The sequence below is a fragment of the Erythrobacter sp. SN6-5 genome (assembly GCF_057364945.1).
The window spans coordinates 1,180,480-1,199,652 of the sequence record NZ_CP200282.1 but is presented as its reverse complement, the minus strand read 5'-3'; the positions used below and the strand labels follow the sequence as shown (position 1 = coordinate 1,199,652).

19 protein-coding genes and 1 pseudogene are annotated in these 19,173 nt (G+C 56.1%); 15 read left to right on the top strand and 5 right to left on the bottom strand.

The window, feature by feature from the left end; genetic code table 11:
• Positions 1-9: 9 nt before the first annotated feature.
• The 3 genes from AC0V6Z_RS05955 to AC0V6Z_RS05945 are packed head-to-tail and all read right to left on the bottom strand — an operon-like array spanning position 10 to position 2,814.
• The gene (locus tag AC0V6Z_RS05955; RefSeq protein WP_472640438.1) at positions 10-261 is read right to left on the bottom strand and encodes a hypothetical protein; all 252 of its coding nucleotides are present in this window, start codon (positions 259-261) and stop codon (positions 10-12) included.
• A 22-nt stretch (positions 262-283) separates the two neighbouring features.
• Entirely contained in the window at positions 284-1,822 is a 1,539-nt protein-coding gene (locus tag AC0V6Z_RS05950; RefSeq protein WP_472640437.1) for an FHIPEP family type III secretion protein, read from the bottom strand.
• Positions 1,822-2,814, bottom strand: a complete 993-nt coding sequence (locus tag AC0V6Z_RS05945) for a lytic transglycosylase domain-containing protein (RefSeq protein ID WP_486176440.1) — start codon at positions 2,812-2,814, stop codon at positions 1,822-1,824. Before AC0V6Z_RS05945 ends, AC0V6Z_RS05950 begins: the two co-directional genes overlap by 1 nt.
• 464 nt (positions 2,815-3,278) lie before the next feature.
• Here AC0V6Z_RS05945 and AC0V6Z_RS05940 point away from each other — a divergent pair, with 464 nt between their 5' ends.
• From AC0V6Z_RS05940 to AC0V6Z_RS05880, 13 genes are all read left to right on the top strand, one after another.
• The gene (locus AC0V6Z_RS05940) at positions 3,279-4,466 is read left to right on the top strand and encodes an EscU/YscU/HrcU family type III secretion system export apparatus switch protein (protein WP_472640435.1); all 1,188 of its coding nucleotides are present in this window, start codon (positions 3,279-3,281) and stop codon (positions 4,464-4,466) included.
• On the top strand, positions 4,463-4,858 hold the full coding sequence (gene fliO / locus AC0V6Z_RS05935; protein ID WP_472640434.1) for a flagellar biosynthetic protein FliO: 396 nt from the start codon (positions 4,463-4,465) through the stop codon (positions 4,856-4,858). Before AC0V6Z_RS05940 ends, fliO begins: the two co-directional genes overlap by 4 nt.
• Positions 4,855-5,838, top strand: coding sequence for a FliM/FliN family flagellar motor switch protein (locus AC0V6Z_RS05930; RefSeq protein ID WP_486176439.1), 984 nt, complete (start codon positions 4,855-4,857; stop codon positions 5,836-5,838). The genes fliO and AC0V6Z_RS05930 overlap by 4 nt, the downstream gene beginning before the upstream one ends.
• Entirely contained in the window at positions 5,835-6,536 is a 702-nt protein-coding gene (gene sctR, locus AC0V6Z_RS05925) for a type III secretion system export apparatus subunit SctR (RefSeq protein ID WP_472640432.1), read from the top strand. The genes AC0V6Z_RS05930 and sctR overlap by 4 nt, the downstream gene beginning before the upstream one ends.
• Before the next feature lie 18 nt (positions 6,537-6,554).
• Positions 6,555-6,815, top strand: coding sequence for a type III secretion system export apparatus subunit SctS (sctS, locus tag AC0V6Z_RS05920; protein WP_472640431.1), 261 nt, complete (start codon positions 6,555-6,557; stop codon positions 6,813-6,815).
• The gene (gene sctT / locus AC0V6Z_RS05915; RefSeq protein WP_472640430.1) at positions 6,812-7,633 is read left to right on the top strand and encodes a type III secretion system export apparatus subunit SctT; all 822 of its coding nucleotides are present in this window, start codon (positions 6,812-6,814) and stop codon (positions 7,631-7,633) included. The genes sctS and sctT overlap by 4 nt, the downstream gene beginning before the upstream one ends.
• Positions 7,630-8,034 carry a helix-turn-helix transcriptional regulator gene (locus AC0V6Z_RS05910; protein ID WP_472640429.1) on the top strand — a complete coding sequence of 135 codons (405 nt, stop codon included), beginning with the start codon at positions 7,630-7,632 and terminating at the stop codon, positions 8,032-8,034. Before sctT ends, AC0V6Z_RS05910 begins: the two co-directional genes overlap by 4 nt.
• Before the next feature lie 98 nt (positions 8,035-8,132).
• Entirely contained in the window at positions 8,133-9,368 is a 1,236-nt protein-coding gene (locus AC0V6Z_RS05905) for a DNA/RNA non-specific endonuclease (protein ID WP_472640428.1), read from the top strand.
• A gap of 10 nt (positions 9,369-9,378) precedes the next feature.
• Positions 9,379-9,798, top strand: coding sequence for a hypothetical protein (locus AC0V6Z_RS05900; RefSeq protein WP_472640427.1), 420 nt, complete (start codon positions 9,379-9,381; stop codon positions 9,796-9,798).
• Between the two features lie 152 nt (positions 9,799-9,950).
• Positions 9,951-11,342: an MATE family efflux transporter gene (locus tag AC0V6Z_RS05895; protein ID WP_472640426.1), complete on the top strand. Its 1,392-nt coding sequence runs from the start codon at positions 9,951-9,953 to the stop codon at positions 11,340-11,342.
• Positions 11,343-11,481: 139 nt separating this feature from the next.
• Complete coding sequence (gene groES / locus AC0V6Z_RS05890) at positions 11,482-11,769, top strand: co-chaperone GroES (protein ID WP_472640425.1); 288 nt, start codon at positions 11,482-11,484, stop codon at positions 11,767-11,769.
• Between the two features lie 54 nt (positions 11,770-11,823).
• On the top strand, positions 11,824-13,479 hold the full coding sequence (groL, locus tag AC0V6Z_RS05885; RefSeq protein ID WP_472640424.1) for a chaperonin GroEL: 1,656 nt from the start codon (positions 11,824-11,826) through the stop codon (positions 13,477-13,479).
• A gap of 143 nt (positions 13,480-13,622) precedes the next feature.
• On the top strand, positions 13,623-15,461 hold the full coding sequence (locus AC0V6Z_RS05880) for a DUF885 domain-containing protein (protein ID WP_472640423.1): 1,839 nt from the start codon (positions 13,623-13,625) through the stop codon (positions 15,459-15,461).
• An 89-nt stretch (positions 15,462-15,550) separates the two neighbouring features.
• Here AC0V6Z_RS05880 and AC0V6Z_RS05875 read toward each other — a convergent pair whose 3' ends face one another.
• On the bottom strand, positions 15,551-16,492 hold the full coding sequence (locus AC0V6Z_RS05875) for an LVIVD repeat-containing protein (RefSeq protein WP_472640422.1): 942 nt from the start codon (positions 16,490-16,492) through the stop codon (positions 15,551-15,553).
• The gene (locus AC0V6Z_RS05870) at positions 16,479-17,837 is read right to left on the bottom strand and encodes a DUF305 domain-containing protein (protein ID WP_472640421.1); all 1,359 of its coding nucleotides are present in this window, start codon (positions 17,835-17,837) and stop codon (positions 16,479-16,481) included. Before AC0V6Z_RS05870 ends, AC0V6Z_RS05875 begins: the two co-directional genes overlap by 14 nt.
• 268 nt (positions 17,838-18,105) lie before the next feature.
• Between AC0V6Z_RS05870 and AC0V6Z_RS05865 the strand changes: the two genes are divergently transcribed.
• Both AC0V6Z_RS05865 and AC0V6Z_RS05860 read left to right on the top strand, forming a co-directional pair.
• Positions 18,106-18,999, top strand: a complete 894-nt coding sequence (locus AC0V6Z_RS05865) for a serine hydrolase (protein WP_472640420.1) — start codon at positions 18,106-18,108, stop codon at positions 18,997-18,999.
• A pseudogene (locus AC0V6Z_RS05860) lies at positions 18,939-19,127 on the top strand (serine hydrolase); the annotation flags it as partial. The gene AC0V6Z_RS05865 and the pseudogene AC0V6Z_RS05860, both read left to right, overlap by 61 nt.
• Between the last annotated feature and the right edge of the window lie 46 nt (positions 19,128-19,173).

Here is a 19,173-nt window from a genome sequence, read left to right as displayed (position 1 = left end):
CGCAATGGCTTAGCGCAAATCTTGCGCAGTCAGGATGGCGCGGGCGCCCCCAGCCTCTACTTCCTGCCCGATCAATTTCACGAGATCACGCATGCGTAGAGGATCAACAGCCAAGCGCGGCTGGCCATCAATGCTCGTCAATGTAGCTCGGATCGCATCTTCTGCGCGCGGACCGATCATCATCACTTTCAGACGGCCATCCTCACATAACGGCGCAACAATGTTCCGCCTCAAAGCGATGCGGACTCGCGCTGCAATCATATGCGCCTCACGCTCGGTTTGGCTAAGCCTCGCTGATCGCAGCGATGCAATCGCGCATATTGCGCAATGACACCTGCTCATCAGCCAGGATACGCAGCACCTCGAGGATGGTCTGAATCGGCACGGCGCGAACCGCCTCTTTCACCACCTCTGGATGGGTCTCGCCCAAAACATCAAGCTGATCGGTGACCTCTTGCAGGCCGAGGAACAGGGTCAGATTGCGGCGGAGCAGCTCGCGCATAAATGCAGGCAGACGTTCCTGAATTTGCTCGGGCTTTTCGCACGCTGCACCAAGCGGAGCGTCATAGGCGAGCAGCTCCCAACTTCCTTCGGATGCATGATCCGCCATCCGCTGCACTCGTAGCGCCGGAAGGGCGACGCCGGACACCATTTGTAGATCGTCTTTGGCCGCATCCAGTTCACTCGTCAAAAGCGCCATTTTGCTAGCGCTCATTGCACCCCATTGGAGCGACAGAACCAGTGGCTCGACCTGCGGAGCGGGGCGCGCCTTCAGGATGATTTCCTCCGCGATGGGCGCATCGTCGTCTTGCCCGCGCGCTGCGAATTCACGCATTTTCCGCCCGAGTACTGGATCACGCCAAGCGCCCACCAACATCAGCGTAAGTCCTAGAGCGCAGAACACCGCCCAAGGAAAACCCGGTATCAGTCCGAGCGCCAGAGCGATCGCACCTGCAGCAATGAGTGTACCAGGGCGTGCACCGATTTCAGAGAAGATCGCAGGTGCAAGGTCAGGTTTCGTGCTTGGATCATTGCTACGCGTAACCAGCAATCCGGCAGCAAGCGCGCATAAAAACGCCGGGATTTGAGCAACAAGCCCATCGCCAACCGTCAAAATGGAAAACGTTGCAGCGGCCTCACCCAGTGAGAGACCATGGTACAGTGAGCCAACCGCGATGCCACCGATAAGATTGATAACCACGATCACGATTGTGGCAATTGCATCGCCTTTTACGAATTTCATGGCGCCATCGAGGCTACCGTAGAGTCGGCTTTCCTGCTCCAATTCGCTACGCTTCTTGCGCGCCTCATCTTTGGTCAGCATCCCGGACCGCAGGTCGCTATCGATCGAAAGCTGCTTGCCCGGCATCGCATCTAGGCTGAAGCGTGCGCACACCTCCGCGACCCGCTCTGAGCCTTTCGAGATCACGATAAACTGCACGACTGTGATGATCAGGAAGACGACGAGCCCGACAATGATATTCCCGCCAGCTGCCGTTTCGCCAAATTCAGTGATGATTTGACCGCCATCCATTTCGGTCAAGATCATCCGTGTGGTCGCCACGCTAATCGCAAGCCGCGCAACGGTCGTGAACAACAGGATAGATGGGAAAGTAGAGAATTCGAGCGGGTGGCGAACGCCAATAACAGCTATCACAAGCAGAGCGGCGGCAGTGAGGTTGAAGGCAATGAACACATCCAGCATCGCTGGAGGCATTGGCAAAATGAACATTGCGAAGATTGCTACCAGCCCACCGATCACGACCAGCTGGGCCGTTGGAACCGCCGATGCGGCATTTTTGAGCTTCGCGCTGAGCGCCATCAGAAGTTCACCGCAATCCCGTTCTCGTCAGCAAGTGAGACGTAATTCGCCTTCACCTTGGCAACATAATCTTGAGTTTCACGATAGGGCGGGATCTTCATGCCATGCTTACGAACAGCGCCTTCACCGGCGTTGTATGCGGCAAGCACTAGCTCCAAATTTCCATCGAACGTTTGCCACAATCGACTAAGCAATTTCGCACCGGCATTGATGTTGGTGGTAGGATCAAAAAGATGCTGCGGATCTCTCACTCCCAGATCGCGGCCCGTACCCGGCATGACCTGCATCAGGCCTCTGGCGCCCGCATGGCTGACTGCTCGGTCCCGATATCTAGATTCTTGCTTGATAACAGCGTGAAGCAACAAAGGATCAACCCGGTGCGCCCTGGCCGCTTCCCCAATGATCGCATCGAAACGCGTTCCGTAGCTTTGCGGACTGAGTGCCAGGACCGCTTCGCTGTCCTGATCATTGATCAACCCCAGCCCGTTCAAACCTTCAGCTTCGATGGGACGGCGCGCGCTTTCAGGAGGGATAATTGCGACAATTGATCCATCTCCAAGTTTGAAGGTCTCAGCTTCCAAACTTGGCTCTTTGCTCACCTTTGGGTCCGTTTTTTTCGCGAGAATAAACCTTGGATCACCATCATAACCGCCATCAGGCCGTAACGGCTCGGCTTCTTCTGAGATCATCGTGCTGCGAACAACTCCGCGAGGCCGATTTGCCTTGAACGCTGGCGACTCGATTACTGAGGTCTCAGGGCAATGTCCGAGCAAACCTTCAAAATGTCGAAGCGAATCAACGCTTGCCACTCGAATGGGCGCATCCACCTCGCACTCACCAGGATTCTCGATCGGTTCCGGAGCACGCTCTTTCGCGGCGACCGCAGCCCCGTTCAACAGAGAAAAACTGACGCCAATTACAGTAGATATCGAACCAAATAACTTCATGCGACGAAGAATTCGCCCATGTTTGTTATATAATTTACTTGACATGCGACCTCCTGTTCAGAACTTAGTTCCAAACCAATCAAGTAACCTAGCTATTCGCCAACGGGTCGGGAATCCTGCCTTTGACCCCACCAATCCAGCAACCATGATGGTAAAGGATATTTGATAAGTTTGAAGTGCCAACGTAAACCATGGGAAAACTTGCTCAATTGCCCAGAATTGCGTGCATTGTGCGACGAATCGAGTGCATTTGCCATTTTCGGTTCACCGTAAAATTGGAGCAATTCGTCTGTGACACATTTATGAAGTGATTACTGCAACCGAGTCGAGTCGCCACAAGTTTCACTGGTAACGACTTCAAAGTCCGTTGACTTTACTAACAAGGGTGCAAATAACGTGATTTCCGGGCCTGCCATCCGGAGTCGCGCACGAGGATAAAGTGCCTCACGCGCGCGCAGAATTAGAGCCGGTTTCTGACGGGCGTCTTATGAGGTGAGTGGCAGGCATAAATGGCGGATGAAGATAAAGGCGGCGACAAGACAGAGCTGCCGACTCCCAAGAAGTTGAAAGACGCCCGCGAAAAGGGCGACATTGCCAAGGCACAAGACATTTCGTCCATGCTCGGCACCTTCGGGGCAATTTTATTGCTGCTCGTAGCGGGCGCTTGGATCGCTCGAAGCATCGCCGACTTTGGCGGCCGAGTTGTGAGTCAGGCGGCCAGTGGAGACTTTGACTTAGCCTTCGACGGCCTCGCCGGAGAGGGAGCATTGCTACTGCTTATGCTGAGCGCAGTGGTATTGATCCCCTTGTCCGCGCTGGGCGGATTGTCAGAAATATTCCAGACTCGCGGCCTGTTCGCGCCTAAGCGACTTGAACCGAAATTCGAGAATATCAATCCAATCAAGGGATTGAAGCGGTTGTTCGGTAAAGACGGACTGGTTCAGCTGGTCAAAACACTGGCAAAAGTGCTCGCCGTGCTCTCCGTCGTCTGGCTGGTCGCCTACGGACATATTGAGAAAATGGGCTCGATGCTGCTGCCTGCGTCAGAGCCAGTCTGGCGAGATGGGCTTGGCGCACAGGCGGGATCGCGCGATGCGGCTCTTACCTTCGGTATCGCACTTGAAATCCTCGCCTGGGTTGGCGGGCTTTTCGTAGGGATCGCATTGATTGACAATGTGTGGACTAAACAGCGCTTTCTCAAGAAAATGATGATGAGCCGCCGCGACATCAAACAAGAAGTGAAGCAGGACGAAGGCGATCCTCATGTAAAGGATCATCGCCGCCAGCTGGGTCAAGAATGGGCGCAATCAGGCGCTGTCTCAGCTACCCAAGATGCATCGGCTTTGTTGGTCAATCCTACTCATCTAGCGATCGCGCTCGATTATGATCCGGACCGCGCACCGGTCCCGGTCGTTCTGGCGCGCGGTGATGGTGAGATCGCGCAGGCCATGCGGGAGGCCGCCATTGATGCTGAAGTGCCAATAGTCCGTCACATTCCCACCGCACGCAAACTTTGGGCACGCGGCGAAGTTGGTGAGATGGTTCCGGAGGAATTATTCGATGCCATCGCCGAGGTGATTTTGTGGGCCAAGCGTGCCCGCGCAGGAAAGGCTCCGATGGAATGTGAGCTGGACCATGGCCACACGCCGCCCAGCGACCCAACTGATACAGAACCAATGGAGTTAGAACCGTCATGACCATCGGAACGGTGCTTTCGTCCCTGCTAGCAATTGTCTTGTCTTTGGCATTCGTAATCGCCCTTGCCTGGGGTGGGCTTTACCTGATGCGCCGATTTCAAGACGGGAGCTTTGGGAAGCTTGGCGGCCAGCAAGACACGCGAAATTTGCGCTTTATCAGAGCCCTACCAATCGGCCCGCGTGAACGTCTGGTCCTAATCGAGATTGAGGGCGAGGAGATGCTGCTGGGAGTAACCGCACATTCTATCTCTAGGCTGCGGGAATGGCCCGCTCCTGACTCTACCGAGGCATCCATAGGCACTGCGGACTACGACGCCGAGCAGATGCCAAGTGATGCCCCAAAGGGACGGCCACGCTTTCGGCTTCGCATGTCCGATGAGGGGCAGATATGAGCGCTCGTCACCAACAACTCGAGGGCATAGCGGGCAGCTTGCCTAGCTTGAACGCCGATCAATGTGCCTGGGCGCATCACACGGCTCGATTGCTGGCCTGTCGCGGTATTGTGACATCAGTTGTGCCAGCTTCGTCTGGTCAGGCGGACTGGTACAAGGCAGATGGTCTTGCATTTCGCCCGCCGCTAGAGACGCGCGCGCCGCAGGGCGCAGCGGCTGACGCCTTGGTGAGCGCCTTGGCTTTGCACAATTCGTCGCTAGATGAGATTGAGCAGGCAACAGGCCTCGCCGCTGAGTTCAACAATCACGGCGAGCTGGACGCTGAACTTGCCTGCGTTCAGCTTTCGCGCGCCGGTGAGCCTTTGGGCGAGATCGCACCGCTTGCGTCGCCGCCCATACCGTGCCCGGCAGCCACTCCGGTGCCGGTGCAGCTTTCGCTCGCGGCGACCCGGCTCACATTAAACGAAGCCGAAGCTCTGGGTGGAGGCGATCTGCTGCTGCTCTCTGGATCACCTTGGCCAGTCATTGAAAATGCGACGAGTCCATTAAGCTACGGCGTTGCATTCGATCCGCAAACAGGGCGACTGATCACCGCGCTCACAAACTCCCCCAACAATCTCGAGGCAGCTCCGATGAGTGATCCAAAAGACACCAATCAAATGACCGTGCCAGTGGCTCTGCAATTGCCCGACGCCGTTCTGTCGCAAGATGATTTGACCGCCCTTGCTGATGCTGGATCGATTGATCTTGGGCCGATCACAGAGGGCCTGCAGGTTACAATCAGCGTCGGCGGATTGCCCGTTGGTAAAGGCGAAATTGTCCGCGTGGGTGACCGATTTGCGGTGTTGGTCGAGAGCCCGTCACCTGCTGCGAACCAACCCGACGATCAAAGGACGGACATCGCCACGCCCAAGGCTGAAGAAGCCTCTCCCAGCGAACCATTGGGGGATACGGACGAGCTGACGGCAGAGGCAAAATGATGGAACTCGGGACATTCACCCCAGGTTCCGCGCTGATCACTGTATTGTTGATCGCGCTCGCTCCGTTCCTAGCCGTGATGGTCACAAGTTTCACCAAAATCGTGGTTGTTCTGGCCATCGTCCGCAGCGCTCTCGGCCTGCAACAGACCCCGCCCAATATCGTCCTGAATGGACTGGCGCTCATCCTTTCGGTCTATGTCATGTACCCGACACTTCAAGACATGTCGGCTGCGGCGGGAATGGGCAGCGAAACCGAAGCCAGCATGCCGGGTGAAAATCCGGCTGGGCCGTCTCAGCTTGGCGACACTCAGGAGATCATATCGACCGCTGACAAAGCGAAAGAGCCGCTGCGTAAGTTCCTGCTCGCAAACACTGATGCAGAAGACCGCGCCTTTTTCTTGGCAACACAGCGGCGGATCAGCGGGCCGGAACGCGCGGCAGAGATTAACGACAGCGATTTTGTTATCATTGTACCAGCATTCGCGGTGCGCGAGTTAACAACGGCCTTTCAGATCGGCTTCCTGATTTTCCTGCCCTTCCTGATCATTGACCTGGTAATCTCGAACATCCTGCTCGCGCTCAATATGATGATGCTTAGCCCGGTCACAATCTCACTGCCGTTCAAGATATTGCTATTCGTCGTAATCGATGGATGGGCAAAGCTCAGCCATGGATTGGTGCTCTCCTATGCGATGTAGCAAGGCGAGGCGCTCCACATGAACCTCACTGATATCACGCTTGAGGCATTGTGGCTGGTGCTACTGCTTTCCGCCCCACCCATTATTGCGGCATCAGTGGTCGGCCTGATGGTCGCTGTGGTGCAAGCGGCAACGCAGATCCAAGAGCAAACGCTCCAGTTCACACTTAAATTCTTCGCGATTGTGCTCACCCTGTTCATCACCGCCAGCCTGATGGTTGGCAGCCTGTTCGCCTTTAGCGATAAGATATTCAGCAACCTCAATGGGCTGGTTGGATGAGTGTTGGGGGCGCCCTTGGCCAGTCGCTGATTTCCGCCGCGCCTTGGACAGAACAGGCGCTACTTGTGGGGGCTGCATCAGCGCGGTTCGCCATGGCATTCATCATGTTGCCTTTGTTCTCACCGCAATTAATCCCGCCGCTAGTGCGCAATTCCCTTATCATCGCCTTTGGTTTGGTCGCCCTGTCACTGCCTGTCTCATTCTCCCCCAGCACCTTAACCGCAGGTCAGTGGCTGGCGCTGTTTGGACGCGAAGCGGCGGCAGGCGTTGTGATCGGCCTGTTTTATGCAACCTTTCTGTGGGCGATGGCCTCAGCAGGCGAGATCATCGATAGCAAAACTGGCGCAACCATTGCGCAAGTTGTCGATCCAATTTCTGGCAACACTCAGTCACTCTCCGCCACCCTGCTGGGCAGATTCGCGCAGGTAACCTTCGTAACCGCTGGCGGGCTAACGCTGCTCATTGGAACTTTGATGATGAGCTATGCGCTTTGGCCCATGGGACCGGGCGGGGTTGAGCTTGATATGTCGGCAGTCGCGCTGTTTGAATGGGAATTTGGCCGATACTTTATGATTGCGTTTATTCTCGCTACCCCTGCGCTTATGGTCTTGTTTATGATCGACCTTGGTATGGGACTGCTCAATCGCTTCGCGCAAAACTTCAACGTGTTCATGCTATCGCTGTCGATTAAGGCCACTGCCGCGATCTTTGTGCTCATCTTGATATTGCCCTTGCTCGGCAACCTCGTCGTAAACGAGCTGATGTCACGCGATGCCGTTGCGCAGGGCATGCTGGAGCGCGCAGGCACGCCGCAATGACACAGCGCCCTAACCTTCCGACTGAGGGGCTCGCTACCCGCGCCAGCTCACGGGATGGCTCAGAAGTAGATTCTGAATTGCTCGCGCTGATCGAGGAAATGCGAAGCGCAGCCAAGCGGGACCCATCGCGCAAACGCGAAGTCACCGTCGGCGAGTTCCTGGTCGATGGAGCGCGGGTTCCGCTATCATTAGTTGATCCATTGCAGCAGCTGACCCGGACGGAATCAGCAGCCCTCAGGTTCGCAGGATGGGGGCGCTCCAATGCTGATATTGCGACTTTGCTGGCTATCAGCGAGGGCACCGCTCGCACGCACCTCAACAGCGCAGTCCGCAAGCTGGAGCTTGATGGCATGCGCGGGCTGGTCGCGCTCGCAGGCTTGCTGTTCCACCCGCTGGACTAGTGCTGTGATGCGGTGAGTTGCACCGCCCTATACGATCTGCAGATACCGCATCGTCACTCGCCAACATATGCTGCACCGCATAGTGTTGGAGAAATCTAATGGCCGAAGTGAATCGCAGCCAATCGGCGTTACAATCGCAATCTCAAAATGACGCGAGCCCGCTCAGCGTCGCGGCAAATCTGGTCAATCAAAACCGCGATCCCGTCCTCAATACCGCTGGACTTCGCAGTGATCTGGCGGCACTTCAATCGGCCTTTCCGGCCCAGGCGAATGCGATGGAGCAAGTCGCCCTGGCGCAAATGTCTCCGCGCGAACAGGGCGAATTCATGCGTTCAGGAACGGCGCAGACGCCTGTGGCTGCCAACGATCCCGGCCCCTCTACCGCGACTGTGGTCGCTGACCTGACTCAGCTCACTTTGGATTTGGTTGGCATTGTTGAGCCCACTCCGTTTGCCGATGGCAGCAATGCAATCATTTCACTTGGCCGTTCGATAGGCTCAGCATGGAATGGCAATTGGGGTGATGCTGGCGGGCATCTGCTAAACGGCACGCTCTCGGCCGTTGGCATTATTCCTTATCTTGGCGATGCGGCGAAAGCTGGCAAAGTGGGTAAATGGGCGCAAACCGTTGCTGATGCCGTTTCCATGGCGGCTCGCAATCCAGCGCTCCGCGCAACCATGGAAGCTCCGCTGAAAGAGATTCAGAACCTGGTGAACCGCATTCCGCAAGGCGCGATCGACAGCCTGCCAGCGGGAGCACGCGAATCTCTGGAGCGTATGAAATCTCAGCTTGATGAGTTCTTCGGCGCAGGAGCAAGGGCAGCCGATAATATTCCAGTGCGGCAATTCGACAATGCGGCCGATTTCAACCGCGCCGCCAACAATGCCGCCCCCAACACTCGCTATGAATATGGCAATTACAGCTACACCACCGATGCCAATGGGCGAGTATCCGTAGCCCAGGGGCAAATTGACCTTACTCCTGCTGGACGGAACGATCCGACATTGCAGGCGGATATCGGACGTGAAGGCCGATCAACTGATGTTGGCTTTCACATGATTGCCGATCGATTTGGCGGGCAGACCAATCGGCTGAATGTTGTGCCAGGCAACGGGCGGCCAATTGGCGATGGCGCGCCTAACCTTAATCAAGGTGCATTCAAGCGGTTTGAGAATGAAGTTGGCAGGATAGCCGAGCAACCTGGAAACCGCGTTGAAGTCAGGATACAAGCCGAGTATGACCCAAGCAATGCAAGCGCTCGCCCTGATAGCTTCACTGCTCAATATCGGGTCAATGACGGCGCTTGGAGAACCAGAACCTTCGACAATAAGTAAGCCCTCAGATATGGATTTCACTCAAGCACAGACAAATGTCGTAAGGGCGGTTGCTGGCGCCTTGCCAGTCGATGCATGGCAAGCGGTGATCCTTGATTATGAGATTCGGGAAGTCTCAGACGGCTTCGATTCCGACTATGTTGGGATCGTATTGATATCCGGAAGTGACGGCCAACTGAGGCAGGATCAGTTTCAATTGGATAAAGCCGCACGAGACGCCTGCACCGAGCTATATTTGCAGCGGAAGCGAGGGGCTGGCGACATGATAGCTGGCTTTGTCCTACGCATCGAACAGCCCGGTGCCTTCCAGTTCGACTTCAAAGATCAAATCAAGCGACTGGATGGAGTTTGGGACGCAGAAGCCGAGCAATATCTCGATAAATACTTGGAGCACTACCAGCGTGAGAAGGCGCCTGGGACAACCGGATAAACCTCTTTTTCAACTTGCCCGACTGAGCCAGAAACGCTGGCGAAGAGGCACCTATCGGGTGTGGCGTATATAGCGCATCTGACGTCGTAGGGCAGCGGTTATCCAAAACCGCCTTTGATCAAAGCGGCCACGGGCCTATCCGGGCCGACTGTATGAGCGAGATTGCAACTCATAATTCGCCCACTTGGGGCAAGGAATTGCGCGAGACGACCCTGCTTGCTGCGCCGCTCGCGCTCGCCAATCTGCTGCAGGCTGCGATCTACATCGTCGATGTCATCTTTATCGCTCGGCTTGGAGAAGAACCGCTGGCCGCATCTGGTCTGGCGGCTGGTTTATTCGGCCTTGTTGTATGGACCCTCGCATCATTGGTTGGGGCTGTTGCTCCTCTGATTGCGGAGGCGATTGGCTCACGCTCTACCTCGTTCAGGCCAGTACGCCGCGCAACCAGAATGGCGCTGTGGCTCGCCGTGATCGCTGGCATTGGAGGGATGGGTTTTGCCCTGCTGCTGGATCCGGCGATGCGCCTCACCGGGCAAGAGGCAGCGATTATAGCGCTCGCGAATGAATACAATCAGGTGATCATCTTCTCACTGATCCCAATGCTGTTATCGGCTGCTTTGCGCAATTACGTCTCCGCATTGGGGCGCCCGGTTGTCGCAACCGCCATTACTGCGCTTGGTATTCCCGTGAACGCGCTGGCAAATTACGCCTTTATCTTCGGCAATTTTGGCGCGCCAGAACTCGGCCTGACGGGCGCTGCGGTCGCGACAATCATCACCTCCCTGGTGACCTTAGGCGCTTATGTGGCGATCATTCTCATCAACCCAGCGCTGGCCCGGTATCATATATTCTATCGCTTCTGGCGGCCCGATTGGAAACGGCTCGGCACTATCATTCGCCTCGGCACTCCAATAGCGCTGACCGTGACCGCAGAGGCAGGCGTGTTTAGCGCCGCTGCCTTCCTAATGGGACGCATTGGAGCGGCGGAACTTGCTGGACATATCGTCGCGCTGAATATCGCAGCCTTGGCGTTTCAAGTGCCGTTTGGAGTCGGCCAAGCGGCGACCATCCGCGTCGGCTATCATTATGGTGCACGTGAGATCGAAGGCATCAGGCTCGCCGGATGGGTCGCGCTAATCATCGGCACAGGTTTTATGGCGCTCACAGCAACCGCTATGGTTCTGGTGCCCGAATACTTGTTGCTGATCTTTGTCGACACTGCCGATCCGAAAAATGCAGCATTGGTGGGCTTCGCATTGCAATTTCTTGTGCTCGCAGCCGCTTTCCAACTGGTTGATGGCGTACAGGCTGTCGCCGCGGGAGCTCTGCGCGGACTGCAAGACACGCGCGTGCCAATGTGGATCGCCATCTTCAGCTATTGGGTGCCCGGTTTTGGACTGGCATTGGGGCTGGGGTTCTTCACGCCTTTGCAGGGCATTGGTGTCTGGATTGGCCTGGCTGTTGGCCTAGCTTGTGCGGCCGTTCTTCTCACTTGGCGGTGGGTTTTGCGGGAACGATTGGGTCTAACCGCGCGCCCGCAATGATCCATCCGGATTAGCGGATGTAAAAAAGTGCATGGCGCGCTGTTGACTCCGCGTCCCAGCATCCCCATTTGCCCTGCGCTGGCACTCTCAGGAGGAGAGTGCCAATCTACTCATCAACCTAAGAAGAAAGGTCATCACTATGGCATTTCGTCCGCTGCACGACCGCGTTGTGGTCCGTCGCATCGAAGCTGACCAGAAAACCGCTGGCGGCATCATCATCCCTGATAGCGCACAAGAAAAGCCGAGCGAAGGCGAAGTCGTCTCCGTTGGCGAAGGTGCACGCGACGACAGCGGTGCGCGCATCGCACTCGACGTCAACGCTGGCGACCGCGTTTTGTTCGGCAAATGGTCCGGCACCGAAGTTAAGATCGACGGTGAAGACCTGCTGATCATGAAGGAAAGTGACATCATGGGCGTGATCGGCTGAGCCGAGCGATCCCAATAGCTTTCCAATCAATCCAATTTTTCAGGAGAAACACCAATGGCTGCTAAGGACGTAAAGTTCGGCCGCGATGCCCGTGAAGGCATCCTCAAGGGCGTAGACACCCTCGCCAATGCCGTAAAAGTAACACTCGGCCCGAAGGGTCGTAATGTTGTAATCGACAAAAGCTTTGGCGCACCGCGCATCACCAAGGACGGCGTAACCGTCGCCAAGGAAATCGAACTTGCTGACAAGTTCGAAAACATGGGTGCGCAAATGCTCAAGGAAGTTGCGTCGAAGACCAACGACCTCGCGGGTGACGGCACCACCACTGCAACCGTATTGGGCCAAGCCATCATCCGTGAAGGCATGACCGCAGTTGCAGCTGGCATGAACCCGATGGATCTGAAGCGCGGTATCGATTCCGCCACATCCAAGGTTGTCGAAAACCTCAAAGGCCGCTCGAAAGAAGTCGCTGGCTCATCCGAAGTTGCACAAGTTGGCGTGATCTCTGCCAATGGCGACAAGGAAGTTGGCGAGAAGATTGCCGAAGCCATGGAAAAAGTCGGCAAAGAAGGCGTCATCACGGTTGAAGAAGCCAAGGGCCTCGAATTCGAGCTCGACGTGGTTGAAGGCATGCAGTTCGATCGCGGCTATCTGTCGCCGTACTTCATCACCAACCCGGACAAGATGACGGTTGAACTCGAAAACCCTTACATCCTGATCCACGAAGCCAAACTGTCGAACCTGCAAGCTATGCTGCCGGTACTCGAAGCCGCTGTTCAAAGCGGCCGTCCGCTGCTGATCATTGCTGAAGACATCGAAGGCGAAGCGCTCGCGACCCTCGTGGTCAACAAGCTGCGCGGCGGCCTTAAGGTTGCTGCGGTCAAGGCTCCTGGCTTTGGCGATCGCCGCAAGGCAATGCTGCAAGACATCTCGATCCTAACCAAGGGCGAAATGGTCAGCGAAGATCTCGGCATCAAGCTCGAGAACGTTACGCTCGGCATGCTGGGTGAAGCCAAGCGCGTCACCATCGACAAAGACAACACCACGATCGTCGACGGCGCTGGAGCTGAAGAAGACATCAAGGCCCGCGTCGGTGAGATCAAGGCTCAGATGGAAGCCACGACCAGCGACTATGATCGCGAGAAACTGCAAGAACGCCTTGCGAAACTCGCTGGCGGTGTTGCTGTGATCAAAGTTGGCGGCGCTTCAGAAGTCGAAGTGAAGGAACGCAAGGACCGCGTTGATGATGCGCTCCACGCTACCCGAGCAGCTGTTGAAGAAGGCATCGTCCCTGGCGGCGGTACTGCACTGCTTTACGCTTCTAAGGTTCTAGAAGGCGTTAAAGGCGAAAACGACGATCAATCCCGCGGCATCGACATCGTTCGCCGTGCGATCCTGGCGCCAGTTCGTCAGATTGCTGCGAACGCTGGCCATGACGGTGCGGTTGTTTCAGGCAACCTGCTGCGTGAAGGCGATGAAACTCAAGGTTTCAACGCTGCGACGGACACCTATGAGAACCTCGTAGAAGCTGGCGTGATCGACCCAACCAAGGTTGTACGTACCGCTTTGCAAGACGCAGCTTCGGTTGCTGGCTTGCTGATCACCACTGAAGCGGCGATCACTGACGCGCCGGAAAAAGAAGGCGCAGCGGCCCCTGCAATGCCCGATATGGGCGGCATGGGCGGTATGGGAGGCATGGGCGGCTTCTAAGCCCCCATCACCCAACGCTTACAAGAAGGCCCCGGTGGACGTTCGTCCGCCGGGGTTTTTTATTTGTCGAATGCATGGCTTCCCATTTTGGATCGAGTGGCGCATGGCGATCCTCAGTAATTTTACGAATGAGGGACTGATCCATGAGAACGAAATTTGCAGCGCTGCTCCTCGCGTCTGTTGCTGTGACCGGATGCGACATGATGAGCGCTCCCGCCCAAACCATCGAATGCGCGACCACACAAACCGAATGCATTAACGCTTGGTTTGACGAGAAGTTTGAGGAAGAGCTGAAATTCAGCCCCATCCGGCAGACCGCACTTGGTCGCAAAACGGATTACGACAAGATCGACGACATGAGTCTCGCTGCGCAAGCGGCTCAGATCGAATGGTGGCAGTCCGCTACCGCTGAAATGGAAGCAAACTTCGACTATGATGAGCTGTCAGACGAAGCCAAGCTGTCATGGGACATGTGGCAATTTCGCAAGGATCAGGCCGAAGCTGCGGCTGAGTTCAACAGCCAGGAATACGTCCTCCACCAGATGAACGGCACGCACACATCGCTGCCCAGCTTTGTTATCGGCCAGCATAAGGTCGAAGATGAAAGCGATATGACCGCGTTTATCTCACGCCTCGGCGGAATCGGCACGGCGATGGATCAATTGCTGGAGCGCGCGCAATCAAATGCAGAGGCTGGCACCCGCCCTCCTCGTTTTTCTTATGATGCCGTTATCGCTGAATCGGGCAAGCTCATCAGAGGTGCGCCATTCGATGAAGGTGAGCCATCGGCGTTGTGGGTGGCGAGTGAAGAGCGTCTCGCCGGTCTGGTCGAAACAGGCGCAATCACCGAAGAACGCGCTGACGAATTGCGCGAAGAAGCCCGCGCAGCTCTGATCGATCAGATGGCGCCCGCTTATCAGCGTGTGATTGATTGGTTCACCGAAGATCGTCCGAATGCCGATGAGCAAGCGCAAGGCGTGGGCGCTCTGTCGAACGGTGCAGATTTCTACAATTATCGCTTAGGGCTGATGACCACCACCGACCTGACGGCGGATGAAATTCACGAGATCGGCCTCGCCGAAGTCGACCGCATTCGCACCGAGATGGAGGCGATCAAAGATCAGGTCGAATTTGACGGCGATCTGCAGGCCTTTTTTGCGTTCATGCGCGAGGACAACCAGTTCTATTATCCCAATACAGATGCAGGTGCGCAGCAATATATTGATCAGGCCGAGGAGCATCTTTCCTTCATCAAAACCAAATTGCCTGAATTCTTTGGCACTCTGCCAAAGGCCGATCTGGTCGTAAAACGGGTGGAGCCTTTCCGCGAGCAGGATGGCGCGGCCCAGCACTACCGCGTCGGCACGCCAGATGGTTCAAGGCCTGGTGTATATTATGCCCACCTATCCGACATGCGCGCCATGCCGATCCCCCCGCTGGAAGTGATCGCCTATCATGAGGGCAATCCCGGTCACCATATGCAAAGCTCGATTGCACAAGAGCTGACTGGCATTCCAAAATTCCGCGCGCAAGGCGGCTATATCCCGGCGTTCGGCGAAGGCTGGGCGCTGTATTCAGAAATTCTGGCAAAAGAGATGGGGGCCTATGAAGACCCCTATTCTGATTTCGGCAGGCTAACGACGGAGATATGGCGAGCCATCAGGCTGGTTGTCGACACAGGTATCCATTCCAAGGGATGGAGCGAACAGCAGGCGATCGATTATTTCCTAGAGAACTCGCCAATGCCCGAGACGACGGTACGCTCTGAAGTACGCCGCTACATCGTGATGCCAGGCCAGGCGACCGCTTACAAAATCGGTATGATCCGCATTCAGGAACTGCGCGCCAAAGCGGAAACCGAATTGGGCGATAGCTTCGATATTCGCGGGTTCCACGACACTGTTCTTGGCGGTGGCTCAGTCCCGCTCAGCATCCTTGAGAAACAAGTAGATCAGTGGATCGCACGGTCAAAAGAGAGCTAATATCTCTTCGCTAAAAACACTAGGGCGGGATGGCCTAATTGCCGCCCCGCCCTTTATTTTACATGCACCAGGTTTGGTGACGCTTAGAGTTAGCCGCCGCTGCGGCTGTTCGCTGCGGCCTCGATCACGTCCGCATCCCAAGTGACCTCTGTCTGGGTCTGCGGGTTGAACCGCGTATTGGCATAACTGGCTGCTTCTGCTGCAGCGATTTCGTCAGCGGTTAGGAACTCACTTGGTTCAAGCGCAAACACATCAATACCGCGCGTGATCTCGGTCCCATAAATCCGTCCATTGTACCAATAGGACGACCAATAACCGCCGACCACCAATTGCTCTTCATCAATTGGGCCGCGATCAAAATAGGCAATCTCAACTGGCTGCGAGCTATCGGTGAAATCCATCACGCTGATCCCGCCCTGATACCAGGATTGGACGAATAGATCGCGGCCCGGCACCGGAACGATTGAGCCATTGTGCGCAACACAGTTTTCCTTGTCGCCTTGCGGCGCAGGCATTTTGTAGTGACTGCGAAACTCAAGCTTGCCCTCTACGATATCGTAGATCGCATTCGCGCCCCAGGTCATCGGGTCAGATGCGCGGCAACGCGCACGTCCGCCGCCGCCCCATTCATCGGTGAAGATCACTTTCGTGCCGTCATTGTTGAACGTTGCGGAATGCCAATAGGCAAAACCTTTGTCGAACACCGCATCAATCCGCACCGGGTTCATCGGATCAGAGATGTCGAACAAAATGCCATTGCCCGAGCACGCACCTGCAGCGATATTCTTGCTTGGGAAGACCGTGATATCGTGGCATTCGTCGGTCGGGCGCGTATCCTGCGTGCCTTCGCCGCTATCACCGCCAGTCCAAAGGCCAGCGATACTTCCGGTTTCTGGATCAGCGAAGACGCGGGGCGATTTTACGATGCGCGACTGAGACGGGTCGGCAAGCGGAATCTCGATCACATCAATGCTGAACAGAGCCGTCCGAGTATCCCCGGCAATATCGCCAACACAGCTAAGCCAGCTCATCTTCTTCCCGAATGCTTGAGGTGCCGGAATTGTAAACGATAATCTTTGCGTCATCGGCGCTGACGATGGAGTGCGTATGGCTGCCCCGGCAGGTCTGTACGCCGCCGACTTGGCGCGGACGGGCAAGGTCTGAGATGTCGAAGATGCGAAGGCCGCGAAAACGTTCTTTGCTCACATCTTCAACCACGCCTTGCAGACCGCAATCGACGCGTCCCCGCGTTTGCTCAACGCTCATCACTAGGATGTCACCCACAACCGACACGTCTCCTTGGCCGCCGGGACATACGACTGAGCTCATAAGGTTTGGCGCGCCGTCTTCGCTCAGTTTGTAGATGTTAAATCCGTGATAGCTGCCAGCGACCATGATATCGTCGAAGAAGGCCATGTCGGTGTTGGCAAAATCGAGCAGGGGTGAGCGCTCAGCGAACTTTGTGAGGTCTTCTTCCTCTTCGCGCAGCGGTGTATCCTCGGCCGGCTGTGCGTCTGCTTTGGGGTCAGTTGCCTTTACTGCTTCGTCAGCTGTCTTGTCGGCTTTGTCCTTTTCCTCATCAGGAATGGCTGGCCGCAAATCGGCGGGATTCGCCGGGTCAAAGAAACCAGCGGGTTTTGATAGGCTGGCCACCTTACGCAGGTTGAGGATTGCCTCTCCTGCATCTGCAAAACCAGCTTTCAATGTCGCACGGGGATCGGCAGAGAGACTGGCCAGAACGAGGTTCATCTTGTCGATTTCGCTGGTTTGATCGCTGTCCACATCACTTGCGAACTTGAACAAGACCGGATCAGCTGCGCTGCCGGGCTGGTCGAGCAAGTCTTCGACCATGTCGATCGCGCCCTCATGGTGAGCGATCATCAGAGTGAGGAATTGTCGGTCAAACTCGACCCCCGAGGCGGCTGCCAAAGCAGCCATTTGATCCGGGCTAGCCATGCCGGCCATCATGTGATGCATGTGCGCCGCGTGGCTAGCATGACCGGGCAATTCAGTCGGCTCGCCGCGATCTTTCAGCCAACTTTCCATGAACTTGATTTCATCGGCTTGGCTTGCTTCGATCCGGCCAGCAAGCGTTACGACTTCTTCGCGGTTCGTGCGGTCTTTCACCAGAACCGCCATATCTACCGCTTGTTGATGGTGTACAATCATACCTTGCATGAAGCCAACGTCAGCCGGTGAATGCGTAGTCGCCGCAATCTTGGTTGCCTCATCGGCGCTCAGCACGCGGCCTTCCTGCCCGGGTGCGCCAGGCTGCACAATCAGAGCGTCTTGCGCCAGCGCAATGCTTGATGTGCTAAGCAAAAGCCCAGTAATCGCGAAGCTTGAAGTTTTTACGATCTGTGTTGTGCGAATCATTAGAAATTTACCCTGTTCAAAGCTTGACGATCACACTGCCGAGGCGCTCGCTACAGTCAAGATCAATCAATGCATCGCAATGCGCAGTCGGCGCGGTACGGACCTCGTAATCGATCCATAGAGTGATAACCCACGCCGCCTTGGCTGGTGTCCAGCGAATCCGGTCGCTTGCGACACACCGTTCATCGCGAGCGATGAAACTAAAGCTTGCCGCGGCGAATCGCCAATTGTTAAGCCTCCGATAACCCTAGTTGAGTATATTCGCTTCATGTTCAAACGTCGTCTCGCACCACTTTTCGCAGGCTTAGCGGCCACACTCCTGATCTCCAGTCCAGCATCTGCGCAAGGCAATGAACTGCTTGCCAGCTTTGACAATGCGTTGGGAACTAATGTTCGCGACCCGCAGAGTTTTGAGGCCGTTTATGCCTCCGGCTTTGAGCAGCGGATTGCTGAACTCGCCGACGGCGACAAAGGACGCATCGGAGTTGCTGCCGTCGATCTTGCAACAGGCGACCAACTTTATGTTTTGGGTGACCAGCTGTTTCCAATGGCATCGACCAGCAAGATTGCGGTCGCCGGTGCCTATCTCGAGATGGTTGAGCAAGGACGCTATTCGCTGACAAGCGAGTTCCCGCTGCTCATTCCGATCCGTTCGGCCAAATATTCAAGCGCCGCAGCACCCGTGCGCAAAGGCAATTACATGCAGGCGATCGATCTCATAGAGATTATGATCACTCGCTCTAGCAATCCGGCAACCGATGCTTTGCTCGCGGCAGTTGGCGGGCCAGAACGCGTCAATGATTGGGTACGCCGCCAGGGCATTGAGAACTTCAGCATTGACCGTGATATCGCCACTTTGGTCCGCGATGATGGGGAATATGATCCAGCTGCATGGATTGATCCGCGGGATTCGGCGACACCCAAAGCGATGATCCAGTTGCTCCAAGGTCTCTATCGCGGAGACTTCCTATCCGCGCAAAGCCGCCGTGTCCTGCTTGGCGCGATGAGCCGCACTCGCACCGGTAAGCGCCGCATCGTAGCGAACATGCTGAAGCGGATGCACGGGTCAGTCACAAGACAGGTTCGCTCAATAACACGTCGAGCGATATTGGAATTATCGAAGCACCAGATGGCCGTGCAATTGCCGTCGCCATTTATGTGACCGGGCAAGGGTCACGACTGGCCCGCGAACGCCGGATCGCCGCAATTGCGCGTGCGCTTTATGATGGCTTCGGAGCCAAAGCGCGCAATCAGCAAAATTGGACAATCGCTCCGCACACTGGTGGCTGAGCACGTCGGAAATCTGCCGGATAGAAAACGCGGCGCATGGAAAAAG